The following is a 14,812-nucleotide window of genomic DNA, read 5'->3' on the forward strand; positions in this document are numbered from 1 at the left end:
CCGCGTGTAAACGAACCTGAATTAGAATTCTGGCATATGAAAGTTGCAGGGGGGTAATCTCATGCGAGTGGAGGACATTTTGAAGATCGTTCAGGAGGAACGCATCCAGTTCGTACGGTTGCAGTTCTCAGATATCAACGGGAACATCAAGAATGTGGAAATACCGTCTCAGGAACTGCCCAGAGCGTTTGAAAGGGGTATCATGTTCGACGGATCATCCATCGAAGGCTTCGTGAGAATCGAGGAATCGGATATGTACCTAAGGCCAGATCCAGACACCTTCGCTATCCTGCCCTGGACGAATGACGGTATCAGGAGTGCGCGGTTGATCTGTGATGTGTACAAGCCAGATGGTACACCTTTTGAGGGAGATCCCCGTTACAGATTGAAGCTAGTTGTGGAAAAGGCCAGAAAAATGGGTTTTGAACCTTACGCCGGTCCCGAGATGGAGTTCTTTGTGCTGCCCAGAGATCTCAAGGGATTTCCGGTGGCAGAAATTCTCGATCAGGGAAGTTACTTCGACCTACTACCACTCAATCAAGTCGAATCGCTGAGGAGTGAAGTGGCCGTCGCCTTGCGAACAATGGGTATAGAAGTGGAAGCATCACACCACGAGGTTGCACCTTCCCAGCACGAAGTAGATTTCCGCTACGGAGAGGTGTTGAAGACCGCAGACAACGCGCAAACCGTGAAGCTGGTTTTAAAAACGATCGCTATAAAGTACAACCTGCATGTGACGTTCATGCCAAAACCTTTCTTTGGAATCAACGGTTCCGGTATGCATACACACCTGAGTTTGTTCAGAAATGGCGAAAATGCGTTTTACGATCCAAACGCCCCGGACGGTCTATCAAAGACTCTGTACTACTTCGTAGGCGGGTTGCTCAAGCATGCCAAACAGATCACAGCAGTCACGAATCCAACAGTGAACAGTTACAAGAGGCTGGTGCCGGGTTACGAAGCACCAGTGAACATAGCGTGGTCGAAATCGAACAGGAGTGCGCTCATTAGGGTTCCAGCCGCAAGGGGTAAATCCACTAGGATCGAGTACAGGGCACCGGATCCGAGCTGTAACGCATATCTCGCGTTCGCAGTCATAGTTGCTGCTGGACTGGATGGTATAGAAAAGAAAATAGAACCTCCTACGCCGATTGAAGAAAACATCTATGCCATGAGTGAAGAGAGGAAAGCACAAAGTAGGATAGAATCTTTACCAGGATCGCTGAGAGACGCTCTGGATGAGATGAAAGAATCTTCCCTGGTCAGGGAGGTCCTGGGAGAGCACATATTCAAAAAGTTCTTGGAGCTCAAGAGGAGGGAGTGGAGAGACTTCAGCATCGCTGTGACAGACTGGGAGATCAGAAGGTACCTTCAGGTGTAAAAAGTGCTAAACTATTACGTTGTGGGTGAATATGGCGAACATACTGGTGGTGGACGACGAGAGGAATGTGAGAAACCTCATCAGGAAAATTCTTGAAGAGAACGGGCACACTGTCACCACGATCGCCACGGGTGAGGAAGCGCTCGTGGAAGTGCGAAGATCGAAGTTCGATCTGCTCATCCTCGATTTAAAGCTACCTGGCATGTCTGGTACTGAACTACTGAAGCGAATGAGACAGGAAGGTATGGAGCTGCCGACACTCATAGTTTCCGCCATCACCACCGCAGCTCCCGTAGTCGAAGCGATGAAACAGGGCGCCAGCGATTATCTTTCGAAACCCTTCTCGGCGCAGGACCTTCTGAGAAAAGTCGGAGAACTTCTGAGTGCGGAACAGCTCAGCTTCGAAAGGCTCGCTCGTTTGATCGAAGAAAAGCTCGAACAGGGTAAACTCGTCGTGGCTGAAAAACTCGCGCGTGAACTGTTCATGATAAGACCCGATGCGGAAGCTAATTTCATTTACGCGACCGTGATGGAAAGACTGGGCAACAAGGAACTTGCCTACAAACACCTCAAGGCTGCGCTGGCGCTCGATCCAGAGCACAGGAGGGCGCTGAAGGAGATCGCGAAATATGAGGAAAGCTGAGTCACTCTACATTGTGATCGTGGGTTGTGGACGTATCGGTTCGATTGTCGCAACGAAGCTCTCGGTCTCCGGCAGCAACGTGGTCGTCATAGATTCGGACGAAACGGCCCTTGAGAGCTTGCCTGAGGAGTTCACGGGATTCAAGATCATCGGAGACGTGACTGAGATCTCGGTGCTGAGAGACGCAAAGCTCGATAAGGCGGACGTACTCCTGGCGCTCACAGGGGACGATAACACAAACTTCATGGTCGCGAGCGTTGCCAAGAGGTTTTTCGGCGTGAAGAGGGTCATCGCGCGTGTGAACGAACCGGCGAACGAAGACATCTTCAAAGAATTCGATATCGAGATCGTATCGCCAACGCGGCTTGCAGCGATGAAAGTCTTGTCCGAATTAGGGGTGCACGAAACTTGAAGGTAGTCATCATAGGTGGCCACAAGATCGCGTACTATCTCGCTCGGATGATGATATCAAAGGGTTACCACGTCTACATAGTGAACAAAGATCCCCGTGCTTGCGAGCAGCTCGCGAAGAGTCTTTCTGCAGTTGTGATCCTCGGTGATGGGAGCAAGAAGAATGTGCTCGAGCAGCTCAGGCTCAGCAGCGAAGATCTTGTGGTCATACTGACGAACACCGACCGTGACAACCTCATAATCTCGCAGATGGTTCGCCATTACTATGGGGTGGAACGAATAGTCACGCTCGTGAATGATCCCGAAGATATAGAGATCTTTCACCGGCTGGGTGTGAAAGCGGCCGTGAGTCCAACTAACATCTTGCTCCAGACAATCCAGGGTCTATTGCTCGTCGACGAAATCGAAGAGTTCTCCATGGTTGAGGAAGGAAGGCTCGTTTTCCTTCGACTCGAGATACCTGAAACTTCTCCATCCGCTCACAAAAAGTTGAAGGAGATCCCTCTTCCAAACAGCTGTGTGATCGGTGCCATCATCAGGAACAACACGGTGGTCATACCCCGTGGAGAAGTCGAACTTCTTCCCGAAGATAGAGTGATGGTCCTGTGCGAGCCAAGCGTTCAATCTCAAGTGATACATTTACTTGTCGGTGAGTGATTATGAGATTGACGCTGCAGGAATACCGCGTTGTTTTCAGTACACTGAGTAAACTTTTGAGGTTTTTCTCTCTGATACTTCTTCTTCCTCTGGTGTGGATTTTTTCTGAACCCAGTTTCTTCCAGTGCATTCTGTCATTTTCGATACCTTCCGCTGTCGCGTTCATCCTCGGTTTTGTCTTGCAACGTTTCTCACACACTACGGAGTTTGATGTCATAACCGTCAAAGAAGGAGCAGTGATCGTGCTCTTCTCCTGGACGACGGTCATAGTCCTCTCCGCTTTGCCTTACATGCTTTGTGGGTTGCTCAATTTCTCGCAAGCCATTTTTGAAGCTACGAGCGGCTGGACAACGACGGGCTTAACGATGTTTCCTGTGGTTGAGGCTCTTCCCAAGCCGGTGCTCTTCTGGAGGAGCTTAACCCAATATCTGGGGGGCGCAGGCTTCGCCGTCATAGTGATGAGTATGATCATAGGTCCTACGGGCCTTGGTTTTTACCAGGCAGAAGGACGCGTTGACAACATCGCACCAAACATAAGGCATTCAACAAGATTGATCGTCACCTACTATCTTCTGTACGCGGTCGCCGGAACGATCGCGTTGATGATCAGCGGGCTCAATCTCTTCGATGCGCTGAACCATTCTTTTACGGCACTCGCCACAGGTGGATTTTCGACGAAGAACAAAAGCGTCGCAGCTTTCGATAACCTATCAACAGAGTTGATTCTGATGTTTCTCATGTTTCTCGGGTCTATCGGTTTCGGTATTCACCATGCATTCTGGAGTAGAGACTGGCATGCGCTCAGAAAGAACAGTGAACCCAAGCAGATGATCGTGTTGATCCTGTTAGGTACTGTGTGTGTTTCTCTGGCGGGTGTTGGCAAAGTGTTTCCAACATTTTCAGACAGCTTGCGTCACAGCATTTTCCAAGTTGTCTCTGCCCTCACCGGGACAGGTTTTTCCACAGTAGATCTAAAGTCGTGGCTCGGTTTTCCAACAGGTCTCTTCGTTCTTGTGGTTCTCATGCTGCTCGGAGGTTGTATGGATTCAACCTCGGGCGGTATAAAACAGTACAGGCTCACCGTGCTCTTCAAAACGTTCGGAATGTCACTCAGAAAATTTCTGCTCCCAAAGACTTCCGTTGTGTATGTAGAGATATGGAAAGGGTCCGCCAGAAGGTATCTCGATCCTCAACTCATCAAAGAAGCTTTCATCACGAGTGCCGCGTACATTTTGTCCTATGCCCTGGGTGTACTGATGTTGACGTTCTACGGTTACAGTTTGGAACAGGCAATGTTTGAATTTGCCTCGGCTCTCGCGGGGGTAGGGCTTTCGTGCGGAGTCACATCACCGAGCATGCCACTCGGCGCGATGTGGACACTGATCGTCGGAATGTTCATGGGAAGGCTCGAGTTCCTCGTAGTCGTGTACGCACTGGCAAAGATCTTTTCAGATGCGCTCAGGTCATTTCCTAAGCAGGCTTGAATTTCTCCAGTCCTTCAGATACATGGGCCATCCTTGCGAAGGTGAACTGTTGACTTCGTACAGCAACAAACTGTTGTCAGTTTTCAGTACGAGCAAACCTGAATCAGACATCTTCATCTTGCCAGACACTCGAGCAGAAAGAGGCTCCTGAAGGATCTTCGAACCGTCTCTGGTAGACAGCAAGTACAGAACATCACCGGCGGCGAGCAGACCGCTCTGTGTCAGCAGAATCGTTCTCGCAGAGAGGTTCTCACTCGCCCACAGAACGTTACCAGAAAGATCGAGTGCGTAGACGCTACCAGAATCGTCACACACATAAAGCGTCTTACCGTCACTTACTCCCTGAACCAGACTCGCACCAAAAGTTTTCGACCATGCGATCTTACCATCTTTGATCCGAACGCACCACACGGTTTTCTCACCTATCACGAAAACAAGTTCATCTGTGAGAACGATTTCAGCCGATTTACACGTTTCAGTCATGGTCCACCAAACCTCTTTTCCAGAGAAATCCACAAGGTGTAGGATCCCAAGCCAATCGAGCGCGAATATTCCGTAACCTTCATGCACTGCCGGCGGACATACGAGCCAGCCTGTCAGACGAACTCTGTTCACACTATCGCCTGTGATTGATTCGAATATGTACATCGTTCCATCGTCGTCGACAGCGACGAATGCCTGAGGAGTTCTCGCCGCAGCGATAGAGACATTCGATTCAAGTGGGATCTTTTTTGTCCTGTCGGAGAGTACGTAAATGCTCTTGTCCCAGGAGCCCAGGACGATCGAACCATCATCAAGAAGCACCGGATCTGCGGTGAGTATGAGTGCCACCTTGTTCGACTGCACTCTGAAACTGCTAAGGTCCACTATGAGCAAACTACCATCGAGGCATGACAGATACAGCTCCTTGCCGATCGCCGGGCTCGTGCTGACCTTCTGCGGGAGTTTCACTTCCCCAAGGAAATTCAGAGGCCTTGTTCTGGTCTTTTCCTGAACCGTGCTCACAGGCGAAGCAGTTTGTTGCTGAACCTGCATCGAACCTGTCAACTTCATCAGATCTATGCCATGCACAGTAGCATATTTCACGTTGTTCGCAACAGTCTGGAACAATTTGATAGAACTGGGTAACACGTTTGCCGCGGTCAGTCCACCTTTGCTTGTAACGATGTAGAGATAGTCTCCGTGATTGGTGACGGAGACTGCCGATACGTTCACTTTATCGAGCAGCGACATGTCGGCTCTGGAAAGCAGGAGCAGGGCCCCATCGGTTGATAAGACAACGAGATTGTTCCGCACGAGAAAGATCTGTTTGAAATCCAGAATGAATTTGTGCTTTGATTCGAGTACCGGAACCTTTTCAGAGATGTTCATGATGTAGAATTCCTTTTTCGTGGAGAACATCAAGCTACTACCAACGATCTGAAAGTTGTTTATAGGATCCGGCGCCGCTACTTCCCAGATCCTTTTGAAATTCGCATCGAAAGCCACGATCTTACCGCCGGTCAGCGTGATGAGCATGTCGGAATAGACAGCGACTGCCGAAATCTTCTCGTTCAGAGTGTAAGAAGCTTTGAAGTTCAAATTCTCATCGAAGACCGTGATCGAGTAATCGTGTACAACGTAAAGATCCCGTATGAGAACAGCATCAAGGGCCTTACGGTTCAGCTCGACAGTTTTCACGGAACGTAAGTTTTCGTCCAGGATTTCGAGGCTCGCAGACCGTAAAATGTACAAATACCTGGAACCAGGCAACACCTTGAGCACTCCAGGCATGTTCACACTGGCAATCTTCACCGGGAGCAGTGGAACAGAGACATCGTAGAGCTCTACGGTTTCGTCTTTGACGACGTACAGAGTTGCACCGTACATCAGACTCGAGACGATGAGCAAGCCGACGAACAAGGCCCTTCCCATTCGACAGCACCTCAAAGTTTATGATACCAGCTTTTCAAGACGACTCTTGAACCACCAGGTGAGTAGCGCGTTGAGAGCGTAAAAGAGGGAACTGATCAAAAGCAACTTCGTGTAGTCTGCGGGTCCTTCGACGATCCAGCCGTACAGATAGGCGGCAAAAGCTCTGGAGGAGTTGTTGAGAAGATTGCCAAGACCGTTCGCCGACATGATCATGCTGTCAGGAAGATTGTTGAAAACCAGTACAGTGAAAGAAGGGTTCACCATGTTCATCAGCATGAACCTCACGACGTAGAGTATAGAGAAGGTAACAGGATCCCTGATGAACGATATCGACAGCATCAATGGAACGACCGAGGTGTAACAGATCAAGAGCATTCTCAGTGCTCCGAACCTTTTCTGCAAAAAGCCACTACTCAAGCTCCCTGCCGCTGTCATCAACTGTGCAAGGGCCATGATCAAACCGACGTAGGTCAGCGAGAAACCAAAAAGATCGTGAAACATCAAATTGCTGAAGTTGAGGAACAATCCTGCCCCGAATCCCACCAGAACGTTCGAAAGAACATAGTACGAAAGGACTCGCTTTTGAACCGCGTCGAGGGAAAGCCTTCTCAGAAATTGAGAGTCACCACCCACATGTTGAACTTTGCTGACCAGTGAAGCAGCAACAAGCTGCAAGCCCGCAGCCAGCAACAGTGTGAAAGTATAACCAAGTCGGTCCGCCATCGTCCCACCCAGCACGTTCCCCAGAACGTTGGCAAGCATGGAAAGTGAAAATTGTGAGCCGAAGACGGAGTATCTTTCTTTGATCCCTGTACCACCAAGCAGTACCGTTGTGAAGACGATACCCGATAAGCTCGATATGGCGCCTGAAACGAGGGCAAGAAAAATCTGCGCAGGAAAGTTGTACACGATGGCCCTCAAGACCATGATAACCCCGACCGTCAAGCTGGAAAAGAGGAGTAACTTCCTCCTGTCACACTTACTCAAAATCAGTGCGAGGACCAAACCGAATATGGCACTTCCCCACAAATTAGCCGAGACAATGGCACTGATCTGCTCGTTGGTGAAGTGCCGTTTGCGCATGTGCAGATTGAAGGTTATCCCGTACGCCTGTGCGGCAAAGCCGCTCAGTAACGTAAACGCGTAAAGAATGCGTCTCGATCTGCTCACAGAAGTGAATTATAAGCCTGTGCTCGTGAACTACTACTCACATGGCCGTTAACAGAATCGTGTGTATCGTCTGTTATCTCTGTGTTTGCTTGACTGGAGAGAAGTCGGAGCGTACAATAAGAGCAGAAACAAACGTACGTACATGGGGAGGGATCGCGCCATAACTCCGAAGTACAGAGTCATCGAACAGTTCCTGATGTCACAGATAAAATCTGGAATATACAAACCCGGAGCGAAGTTACCCACAGAACTGGAGTTGATGGAGAAATTTGGGGCAAGCAGAGAAACTGTTCGTAAGGCTCTGGACCGGCTCGTGGTGCGAGGAATAATAGTCAGAAAGCCTGGCGTTGGCTCTTTCGTCAATTCCAGTATTGGCAGCAACGTCGTTGGTATCATCGTTCAGCAGATAACCAGTTACATATTCCCTTACGTCGTCTTTGGTGCAGAAGAATACCTGTTCAGTAACGGATACAAGATGCTCCTTGGGAATGCTTCGGAAGATCCCTCACGTGAGAAACAGATCATCCAAGAGTGGGTGGAGTCCGGAGTCACGGGGCTCATTGTGGATCCAGTTTACAGTGCGACGAGACGCTCTAACAGGGACTACATCAAATCGCTGGTGAAACAGGGTATCAGGGTCGTCATCGTGCACACGGATTGGAACATAGAAGGTGCTGGCTGTGTCGTGCTGGATGACGCGTACGGCGGAACGAAGGCGGCCGAGATATTCCATCAGTACGGCCACAGGAGAGTGGCAGTCCTTTACAAATCGATACATTTGCCGAGCCTCATCAGGGCGATGAGTTTCATTCAGCGAGGACGAGAACTTGGTTTCGAAAAGATCTACGAAAAATCCTTCAACGTGTCTGAATTCACGGGAGTACCGATGCAACTGGCATACGAACTACTCACTATGCCCAAGCAAATGCGGCCCACGGCGGTTTTTTGCTACAACGACGCGACAGCCTTACAGTTGAGGCTTGTAGCGAAGAGATTAGGCATGAGCATTCCTGAAGACCTGTCAGTGATCGGTTTTGACGATGCACCAATAGGCGATTTCAGGGATGTTCTGAGCACCTTCGCACATCCAAAAGAAGAAGTGGGAAGGAAGGCAGCCGGCATCTTGTTGAAGATGCTCCAAGGTGGCGAAGCAGAAAAGTGTGTGCTGCAGCCAGAGTTTGTTGAAAGGAGTTCTGTGGCAGGCCCGGTGATGTAAGAAGAGAAAAAAGTAGTGTACGGAAGGCCAATAACTGAGGATAATTCTCTTGATTCAGGAACGCGATTGTATATGCTGGTGTGTGGGAAGAGAACGAGAAGGAATTTCCCCCAAACAACCGCATTCGGTTTCATTCCGCATCTGATTATTATGTCTGGGTTAATTTCCGTAAAGATGGTCTCGACAATGTGTGAACTGAGAAGTATAATTTCGGATGGTCAGAATGTACGTACCTATATAACACGAGAAACTCAGCAGTTATTTGCCGATCAAGGGGTGGCCGGTTTGGGTGAATTTCTGAAGCTGGATAATGTGTGTAAGATCTTCAAAGTGGGGACGCTACTCTCAAGGGTTGTAATACCAGCTGTCTGGCGTATTTCCTTATCGTTGCCTGATACGCCTTTTGTCTTTTCGTTGGTAGGGGAAAGTGGTAGTGGAAAGACTACACTCGCAAACATCATCCTGAGGATTCTAAAACCAACATCAGGCAAGATCTATCTTCATGGCAGGAACCTTGATGAATATCCAAAAAAGGAGTTCCTGAAAAGGGTACAACCGATTTTTCAGAACCCGTTCGAGACATTCAATCCATAAGATGAACGAACAGAACTCTTGCACAACCTCAGATAGCGTTGTCCCTCAACAAGTGCGTATACTGTGTCCGTTTACACTAAGAAGGGAAAAGGGGTAATTTCGATGAGCAGAATTATCGATGTTTCGAAAAGTCCTTTCGCGAAGTTGAAAACAGTGCCAGTTGGTGCTGTGAGAATAAAGGGATTCATGGGCGGATACTTCGAAACTCTCGTCAGTGCGACACTACAAAGTCAGTACGATCTTCTGGAGAGCACAGGAAGGCTGGACAATTTCAGAATAGTTTCAGGAAAGATGGAGGGTTCTTATAAAACCTATTTTCCGTTCGACGATACAGACGTTTACAAATGGTCTGAAGCCGTCTCCTTCGCGCTGGCGAACAGAAATCTTCCGGAACTCGGAAAGATCCTTGAGAGCGTCATCGAAGAAGTGAAGGCGGCTCAGGATGAAGATGGTTACGTCGGCACTTATTTGTCCGGCGACAGAAAAAGAGAACGCTGGATGAATCTCGCGTGGAACCACGAACTTTACAACGCTGGTCACTTGATTCAAGCTGGCGTAGCACACAAAAGGGTTACGGGGGAAACAACGCTCTTTGAGGTCGCCAGGAGGTTCGCAGATCACATCTGCAGCGTGTTCGGTCCGGGAAAGAGGGAAGGAGCGCCGGGGCATCCCGAAGTGGAGATGGCGCTCGTTGAACTCTACAGAGAGACAGGAGACAGTAAGTATCTGGATCTTGCAAAGTATTTCATACGTGCACGGGGAAGAGGCCTTGCCAGCGTTCCAAGGAATCCAGGCCCGCAGTACTTCGTCGATCATAAACCGTTCACGGAACTTGAGGAAATCACGGGACACGCCGTGAGGGCGCTGTATCTCTGCTGTGGTGCAACTGATCTTTACCTCGAGACAGGCGACGAGAGTGTTTGGAGAACCCTCAACAGGCTTTGGGAAGACTTCGTGACGAAGAAGATGTACGTAACGGGCGGGGCCGGTTCGAGGCACGATTGGGAGTCATTTGGAGAAGAGTACGAACTACCGAACAGGAGATCCTACGCCGAGTCTTGTGCTTCGATCGCGAACTTCATGTGGAATTTCAGAATGCTACTTGCCACGGGGCATGGCAAGTTCGCAGATGTGATGGAGCAGGTTCTCTACAATGGGCTTCTGTCTGGGATATCCCTCGACGGAAAACATTACTTCTATTTCAATCCGCTGGAGGATTACGGAGGCACAAGGAGACAACGGTGGTTTGATTGTGCTTGCTGCCCACCGAACCTTGCGAGGTTTATAGCCTCCTTCCCGGGCTACATTTACACCACATCCAGCGATGGTGTGCAGGTACACTTGTACGAAAGAAGTTCAGCCGAACTGGAATTTGGAGGAATGTTTCTCAGAATAGAACAGGAAACTGACTATCCGTGGGATGGAAAAGTGCTAATCACAGTTGAAACTGAACTTGAAAAACCCTTCTCCCTTTATCTGCGTATACCAAACTGGGCGGACGATTTTTCCTTAAGACTGGATGCAAAAACATTTCATGTCGAACCGCGGGATGGTTATGCGCAGTTGACTATGAATTGGAAAGGTAGACACACCGTTGAGCTTTCGCTCCCCATGGAAGTGGATTTCATCGAGGCTCATCCATTCGCAAGGGACAATCTGGGAAAAGTGGCCGTCAGAAGGGGACCTGTTGTCTATTGCGCTGAGCAAGAGGATAATCCCAACTTCCACGTCTGGACACTTAAAATTGAAACGAAGCGTCTGGAAGAGAAGAAAGAAAAGATCCTCGATAGAGACGCCGTGTTTCTCCAGGGAACAGGAAAAGCGGTTAAACTCTCAGAATGGCAGGGGAAGCTTTACAGAAAAGCGTCAAAACCGCTCGAAGAGAAGGTCAGATTCACTCTTATCCCGTATCACATGTGGGCAAACAGAAATCTCGGCGCCATGGTAGTATGGCTGCAATCTCAAGTGTAACGTTCTTTGCAGTGGGGCGACAACCTGCACGCTCCTGAGCAGAAAAATGCTGACCGTGAGAGGTCTTCTTTGTTGTTCGGCAGCGGGAGAGTGGGAACGTACGTACAAATTGGGTCTGTAGTCAATGATCAGAGTTGAGTCCAAAGGTTGTGATCACCCCGCAACTTGACATAGTGAAGAAATGGGTTTATAATGATATTGTAAAGATTTGACCGTACATAAGTGAAATTGAATGGCCGTGGAGGGGCTTCAACTCTAAAGAAAGGAGGGGTTCACTGTGAGAAGGTTGTTGGTGCTGGTGTTTGTCGCGCTCGTTGTCATGGCGTTCTCTGCGGTCAAAATCTCAGTGCTCTGCTCTCCGGACAACGCGGATGCGCTCAAGTGGCTCGCAGGTGAGTTCATGAAACAGAATCCGGACATCCAGGTGGAGATCGTACCTCTGTCGTGGGAACTTCTCTATCCTAAGCTGTTGCAGGATCTTCGCTCACAGGCTGGTTCGTTCGAAGCTTTCACTTACGACGTCATGACGACTGGGGCCGTTTCCTTTGGCTTGGAAGACCTTGGAGCGTTCATGAAGAAGTATCCGGAACTGCTGCCGCCGGACTACGATTTGAACGACTTCATCCCTCAGGTTCTTGAAGAATCGGGCATGTGGCAGGGTAAGTTGATAGGTTTACCTTTCTACAACAACACGATGCTGTTCTACTACCGCAAGGATCTGTTCGAAGATCCGAAATTGAAACAGGCATTCAAGGAAAAGTACGGTAGAGAATTGACTCTGCCGACAACCTGGGAAGAGGTCAAAGAGATAGCTGAATTCTTCACGAAGAAGTTCAACAGGAATTCGCCAACCGAATACGGCATCGCGCTGATGTTCCCGAGGACACACACTCTGTTCTACATGTACCTGCTGTTCTTCGGTGAGTACAGATGCGCGCCGCTCGGAATCATGAGGCACGGAGCGGCGGACCTCGAGTACGGCGAATACTTCACGGCGGATCACAAACCGGCGTTCAACAGCGAAGAAGGCCTGAAAGCCCTTGAGATGATGAAGAAGCTCATGCCCTACAGTCCGGACCCACTTGGATCAGATTACGGTGAAACGATCGAATACTTCAACCAGGGCCTGGTTGCCATGGTACCTCAGTGGACGGGACCGTATCTCATCTTCAAATCAACTGTTGGAGCTGACAAGGTTGGCGTCATCCCCATGCCTGGCAGATCTGTGAGCGGTCAGTGGGCACTCGCAATAAACAAGTTCATACCTGAAGAAAAGAAGGTCGCCGCGTTCAGGTTCATAACCTTCGCTACCACCAAATGGGCCGACAAGAACAAATTCCTCAGGTTCGCCGTCGCGCCTGCCAGGATGTCGACTCTGAAAGATCCGGAGGTTAGGGCCGCAGACCCGAGAGTGCCCGCACTCGAGGTCACCTATGTTAGCCAGACTCACAGGCCCAGGATTCCTGAAGAACCACGCTTGGAAGACATAACGGTCGAAACGTTCTCGAAGATACTTGCAGGAACCTTGCCGCTGTCTATGGACACTCTGAACGATCTGGCCAAGAAGTGGCAGGAAGTACTCGGAAAGTGAGGGGGTGAAGAGGGGGCGCCGAGCCCCCTCATTCATAATGAAGAACAGGCTGATCCCCTGGTTGATGGTTCTACCCGTACTGGTACTTTTTCTTTCTATGACGATTTATCCTTTTGCCTTCATGATCTGGTCTTCTTTCAGACAGTACGACCTGTCTAAAGGTGCAGAGACACGATTCATAGGTCTTTCCAACTACTTTCAGATATTCTCTGACACCACCGCCATTGAATCTTTCAAATTCACCGCGAAGCTTCTGGCCATCGCAGTGCCGGTCGAACTGTTGCTCGGAATAGGTGTTGCTTTTTTGATCAGAGGTGTTCGCGGTGAAAAAATCATAAGATCTTCTCTGTTGATACCCATGATGGTACCGGCGGCTGTGTCCGGCGTCGCCTGGAAAATGCTTTACAACTACGCTTTCGGTCCTGTGAACTGGTTCCTTTCGCTCTTTAATGTTTCCAAAATTTCCTGGCTCGGTGACATGAACTACGCGCAACTGGGAATCATTCTCATTGACGTGTGGCAGTGGACACCGTTCGTTTTCCTGATGATCTATGCGGGTTTACAGTCCGTGCCGCAGGACCTGATCGACGCCGCAAGGGTTGATGGTGCTGACTGGGGCAAAGTTTTTCTGCACGTGGAGTTTCCATTGCTGAGGCCCCTGATCCTTGTGGCTCTGGTTTTGAGGATCATAGACTGTCTCAAAACCTTCGATATCGTGTTCATGACCACGTGGGGAGGACCGGGCGCCGCGACACACACCTACAGTTTCTACATATACAAAGTCGGAGTATCGTTCGGCTGGAACATCGGTTATGCCTCCGCGCTGAGTGTTTTGCTTTTGCTGGTGAGCATGTTGCTCGTGAACATCGTCTTCAGGTTGGTGAGGATGAGGCAGCAGCTCGGTTTCGGGGGTGAAGGCGAATGAGAACGATTCTGAGAGTTCTCAGATACATTTTGATCGCCATCTGTCTTGTGTTCTTCCTTTTTCCCGTTTACTGGCTGGTGATAACGGCATTCAAACCGGCGAAAGAATGGTTCACGTGGCCTCCCACGTTTTGGCCGACTCAGTTCACTTTCTCGAACTTCTTCGGTGCGAAAGAAACTGAAGTTTTCGGTGGCACCACCGGTTCCATAGAAAACATCTTTCCGTATCTCAGGAACAGTATCGTGGTTGGTGTTTCTGTCTCGTTGATCGCGACAATGATCAGTGCTCTGGCAGCGTACGCGATCGCGAGGTACAAAGTTGGAGGGGCTTTTCTGGCAGAATGGATCATCTCCATAAGGATGCTTCCCCCCATCGTTTCGGCTGTTCCTCTGTACGTCATTTTCTCGCGCCTGAGGCTCATCAACACCTGGTGGGCTCTCATACTATCGCACCTCGTCGTCGTGGTGCCACTCGGTGTGTGGTTGCTGATAAGTTTCTTCAGAGAGATTCCAAGAGAGATCGATGAAGCTGCCTACGTAGATGGAGCGAGCGTTTTTCAGACATTCTTCTACGTGATTTTCCCACTGAGCGCTCCTGGACTCGCGGCGGTGGCCGTGCTGTCGTTGATACAGAGCTGGGGAGAGTTCCTTCTTGCGCTGGTGCTGACCAACGACGCGCGGGCTCAAACGCTGCCCATATTCCTCGGTAGGTACATCACCGGCTGGCGCGTCGCGTGGGGACCGCTCTCGGCTGCGGGCATCGTGACGATGCTGCCTGTCGTCGTGTTCGCGATCATCGCACAACGTTACCTGATAAGAGGCTTGACGTTTGGAGCCGTAAAAGGGTGAGTGATGT

At 49.8% G+C, this 14,812-nt stretch carries 13 protein-coding genes; 11 read left to right on the plus strand and 2 right to left on the minus strand.

Features of this window, described 5'->3' with window-relative positions; all coding sequences use genetic code 11:
* Positions 1 to 61 precede the first annotated feature (61 nt).
* From glnA to TSP01S_RS06370, 5 genes are read left to right on the plus strand one after another with little or no spacing between them, the layout of a single operon-like run.
* A complete protein-coding gene (gene glnA / locus TSP01S_RS06350; protein WP_041077280.1) occupies positions 62 to 1,381 on the plus strand; it encodes a type I glutamate--ammonia ligase in 1,320 nt (439 codons plus the stop codon).
* A 31-nt stretch (positions 1,382 to 1,412) separates the two neighbouring features.
* Entirely contained in the window at positions 1,413 to 2,024 is a 612-nt protein-coding gene (locus TSP01S_RS06355) for a response regulator (RefSeq protein WP_041077281.1), read from the plus strand.
* Complete coding sequence (locus TSP01S_RS06360; RefSeq protein WP_041077282.1) at positions 2,011 to 2,436, plus strand: potassium channel family protein; 426 nt, start codon at positions 2,011 to 2,013, stop codon at positions 2,434 to 2,436. Before TSP01S_RS06355 ends, TSP01S_RS06360 begins: the two co-directional genes overlap by 14 nt.
* Positions 2,433 to 3,092, plus strand: coding sequence for an NAD-binding protein (locus TSP01S_RS06365; RefSeq protein ID WP_041077283.1), 660 nt, complete (start codon positions 2,433 to 2,435; stop codon positions 3,090 to 3,092). The genes TSP01S_RS06360 and TSP01S_RS06365 overlap by 4 nt, the downstream gene beginning before the upstream one ends.
* A gap of 2 nt (positions 3,093 to 3,094) precedes the next feature.
* Positions 3,095 to 4,576, plus strand: a complete 1,482-nt coding sequence (locus TSP01S_RS06370; RefSeq protein ID WP_041077284.1) for a TrkH family potassium uptake protein — start codon at positions 3,095 to 3,097, stop codon at positions 4,574 to 4,576.
* Here the strand turns inward: TSP01S_RS06370 and TSP01S_RS06375 are convergent.
* A complete protein-coding gene (locus tag TSP01S_RS06375) occupies positions 4,556 to 6,490 on the minus strand; it encodes an outer membrane protein assembly factor BamB family protein (protein ID WP_041077285.1) in 1,935 nt (644 codons plus the stop codon). The genes TSP01S_RS06370 and TSP01S_RS06375 overlap by 21 nt on opposite strands.
* Positions 6,491 to 6,508: 18 nt before the next feature.
* A complete protein-coding gene (locus TSP01S_RS06380; protein WP_082021665.1) occupies positions 6,509 to 7,660 on the minus strand; it encodes an MFS transporter in 1,152 nt (383 codons plus the stop codon).
* Between the two features lie 142 nt (positions 7,661 to 7,802).
* On the opposite strand from TSP01S_RS06380, the gene TSP01S_RS06385 reads away from it, so the two are divergent.
* The 6 genes from TSP01S_RS06385 to TSP01S_RS06410 all read left to right on the plus strand — a co-directional run bounded on the left by TSP01S_RS06385 (position 7,803) and on the right by TSP01S_RS06410 (position 14,805).
* On the plus strand, positions 7,803 to 8,876 hold the full coding sequence (locus tag TSP01S_RS06385) for a GntR family transcriptional regulator (protein WP_082021666.1): 1,074 nt from the start codon (positions 7,803 to 7,805) through the stop codon (positions 8,874 to 8,876).
* Positions 8,877 to 9,161: 285 nt separating this feature from the next.
* The gene (locus tag TSP01S_RS10305) at positions 9,162 to 9,470 is read left to right on the plus strand and encodes an ATP-binding cassette domain-containing protein (protein WP_041078554.1); all 309 of its coding nucleotides are present in this window, start codon (positions 9,162 to 9,164) and stop codon (positions 9,468 to 9,470) included.
* A 102-nt stretch (positions 9,471 to 9,572) separates the two neighbouring features.
* Entirely contained in the window at positions 9,573 to 11,441 is a 1,869-nt protein-coding gene (locus TSP01S_RS06395) for a glycoside hydrolase family 127 protein (protein WP_041077287.1), read from the plus strand.
* A gap of 277 nt (positions 11,442 to 11,718) precedes the next feature.
* The gene (locus TSP01S_RS06400) at positions 11,719 to 13,032 is read left to right on the plus strand and encodes an ABC transporter substrate-binding protein (protein WP_041077288.1); all 1,314 of its coding nucleotides are present in this window, start codon (positions 11,719 to 11,721) and stop codon (positions 13,030 to 13,032) included.
* A gap of 37 nt (positions 13,033 to 13,069) precedes the next feature.
* A complete protein-coding gene (locus TSP01S_RS06405) occupies positions 13,070 to 13,957 on the plus strand; it encodes a carbohydrate ABC transporter permease (protein WP_041077289.1) in 888 nt (295 codons plus the stop codon).
* On the plus strand, positions 13,954 to 14,805 hold the full coding sequence (locus tag TSP01S_RS06410; protein WP_041077290.1) for a carbohydrate ABC transporter permease: 852 nt from the start codon (positions 13,954 to 13,956) through the stop codon (positions 14,803 to 14,805). The genes TSP01S_RS06405 and TSP01S_RS06410 overlap by 4 nt, the downstream gene beginning before the upstream one ends.
* Positions 14,806 to 14,812 lie beyond the last annotated feature (7 nt).

The organism is Thermotoga caldifontis AZM44c09, assembly GCF_000828655.1.
Lineage (GTDB): Bacteria > Thermotogota > Thermotogae > Thermotogales > DSM-5069 > Pseudothermotoga_A > Pseudothermotoga_A caldifontis.

What these genes read in the sequence shown, in the direction of transcription:
- TSP01S_RS06355 (WP_041077281.1), top strand. Translation starts at nt 1,413, where the DNA reads ATGGCGAACATACTGGTGGTGGACGACGAGAGGAATGTGAGAAACCTC.
- TSP01S_RS06360 (WP_041077282.1), top strand. Translation starts at nt 2,011, where the DNA reads ATGAGGAAAGCTGAGTCACTCTACATTGTGATCGTGGGTTGTGGACGT.
- glnA (WP_041077280.1), top strand. Translation starts at nt 62, where the DNA reads ATGCGAGTGGAGGACATTTTGAAGATCGTTCAGGAGGAACGCATCCAG.
- TSP01S_RS06405 (WP_041077289.1), top strand. Translation starts at nt 13,070, where the DNA reads ATGAAGAACAGGCTGATCCCCTGGTTGATGGTTCTACCCGTACTGGTA.
- TSP01S_RS06410 (WP_041077290.1), top strand. Translation starts at nt 13,954, where the DNA reads ATGAGAACGATTCTGAGAGTTCTCAGATACATTTTGATCGCCATCTGT.
- TSP01S_RS06370 (WP_041077284.1), top strand. Translation starts at nt 3,095, where the DNA reads ATGAGATTGACGCTGCAGGAATACCGCGTTGTTTTCAGTACACTGAGT.
- TSP01S_RS06395 (WP_041077287.1), top strand. Translation starts at nt 9,573, where the DNA reads ATGAGCAGAATTATCGATGTTTCGAAAAGTCCTTTCGCGAAGTTGAAA.
- TSP01S_RS06375 (WP_041077285.1), bottom strand. Translation starts at nt 6,490, where the DNA reads ATGGGAAGGGCCTTGTTCGTCGGCTTGCTCATCGTCTCGAGTCTGATG.
- TSP01S_RS06385 (WP_082021666.1), top strand. Translation starts at nt 7,803, where the DNA reads ATGGGGAGGGATCGCGCCATAACTCCGAAGTACAGAGTCATCGAACAG.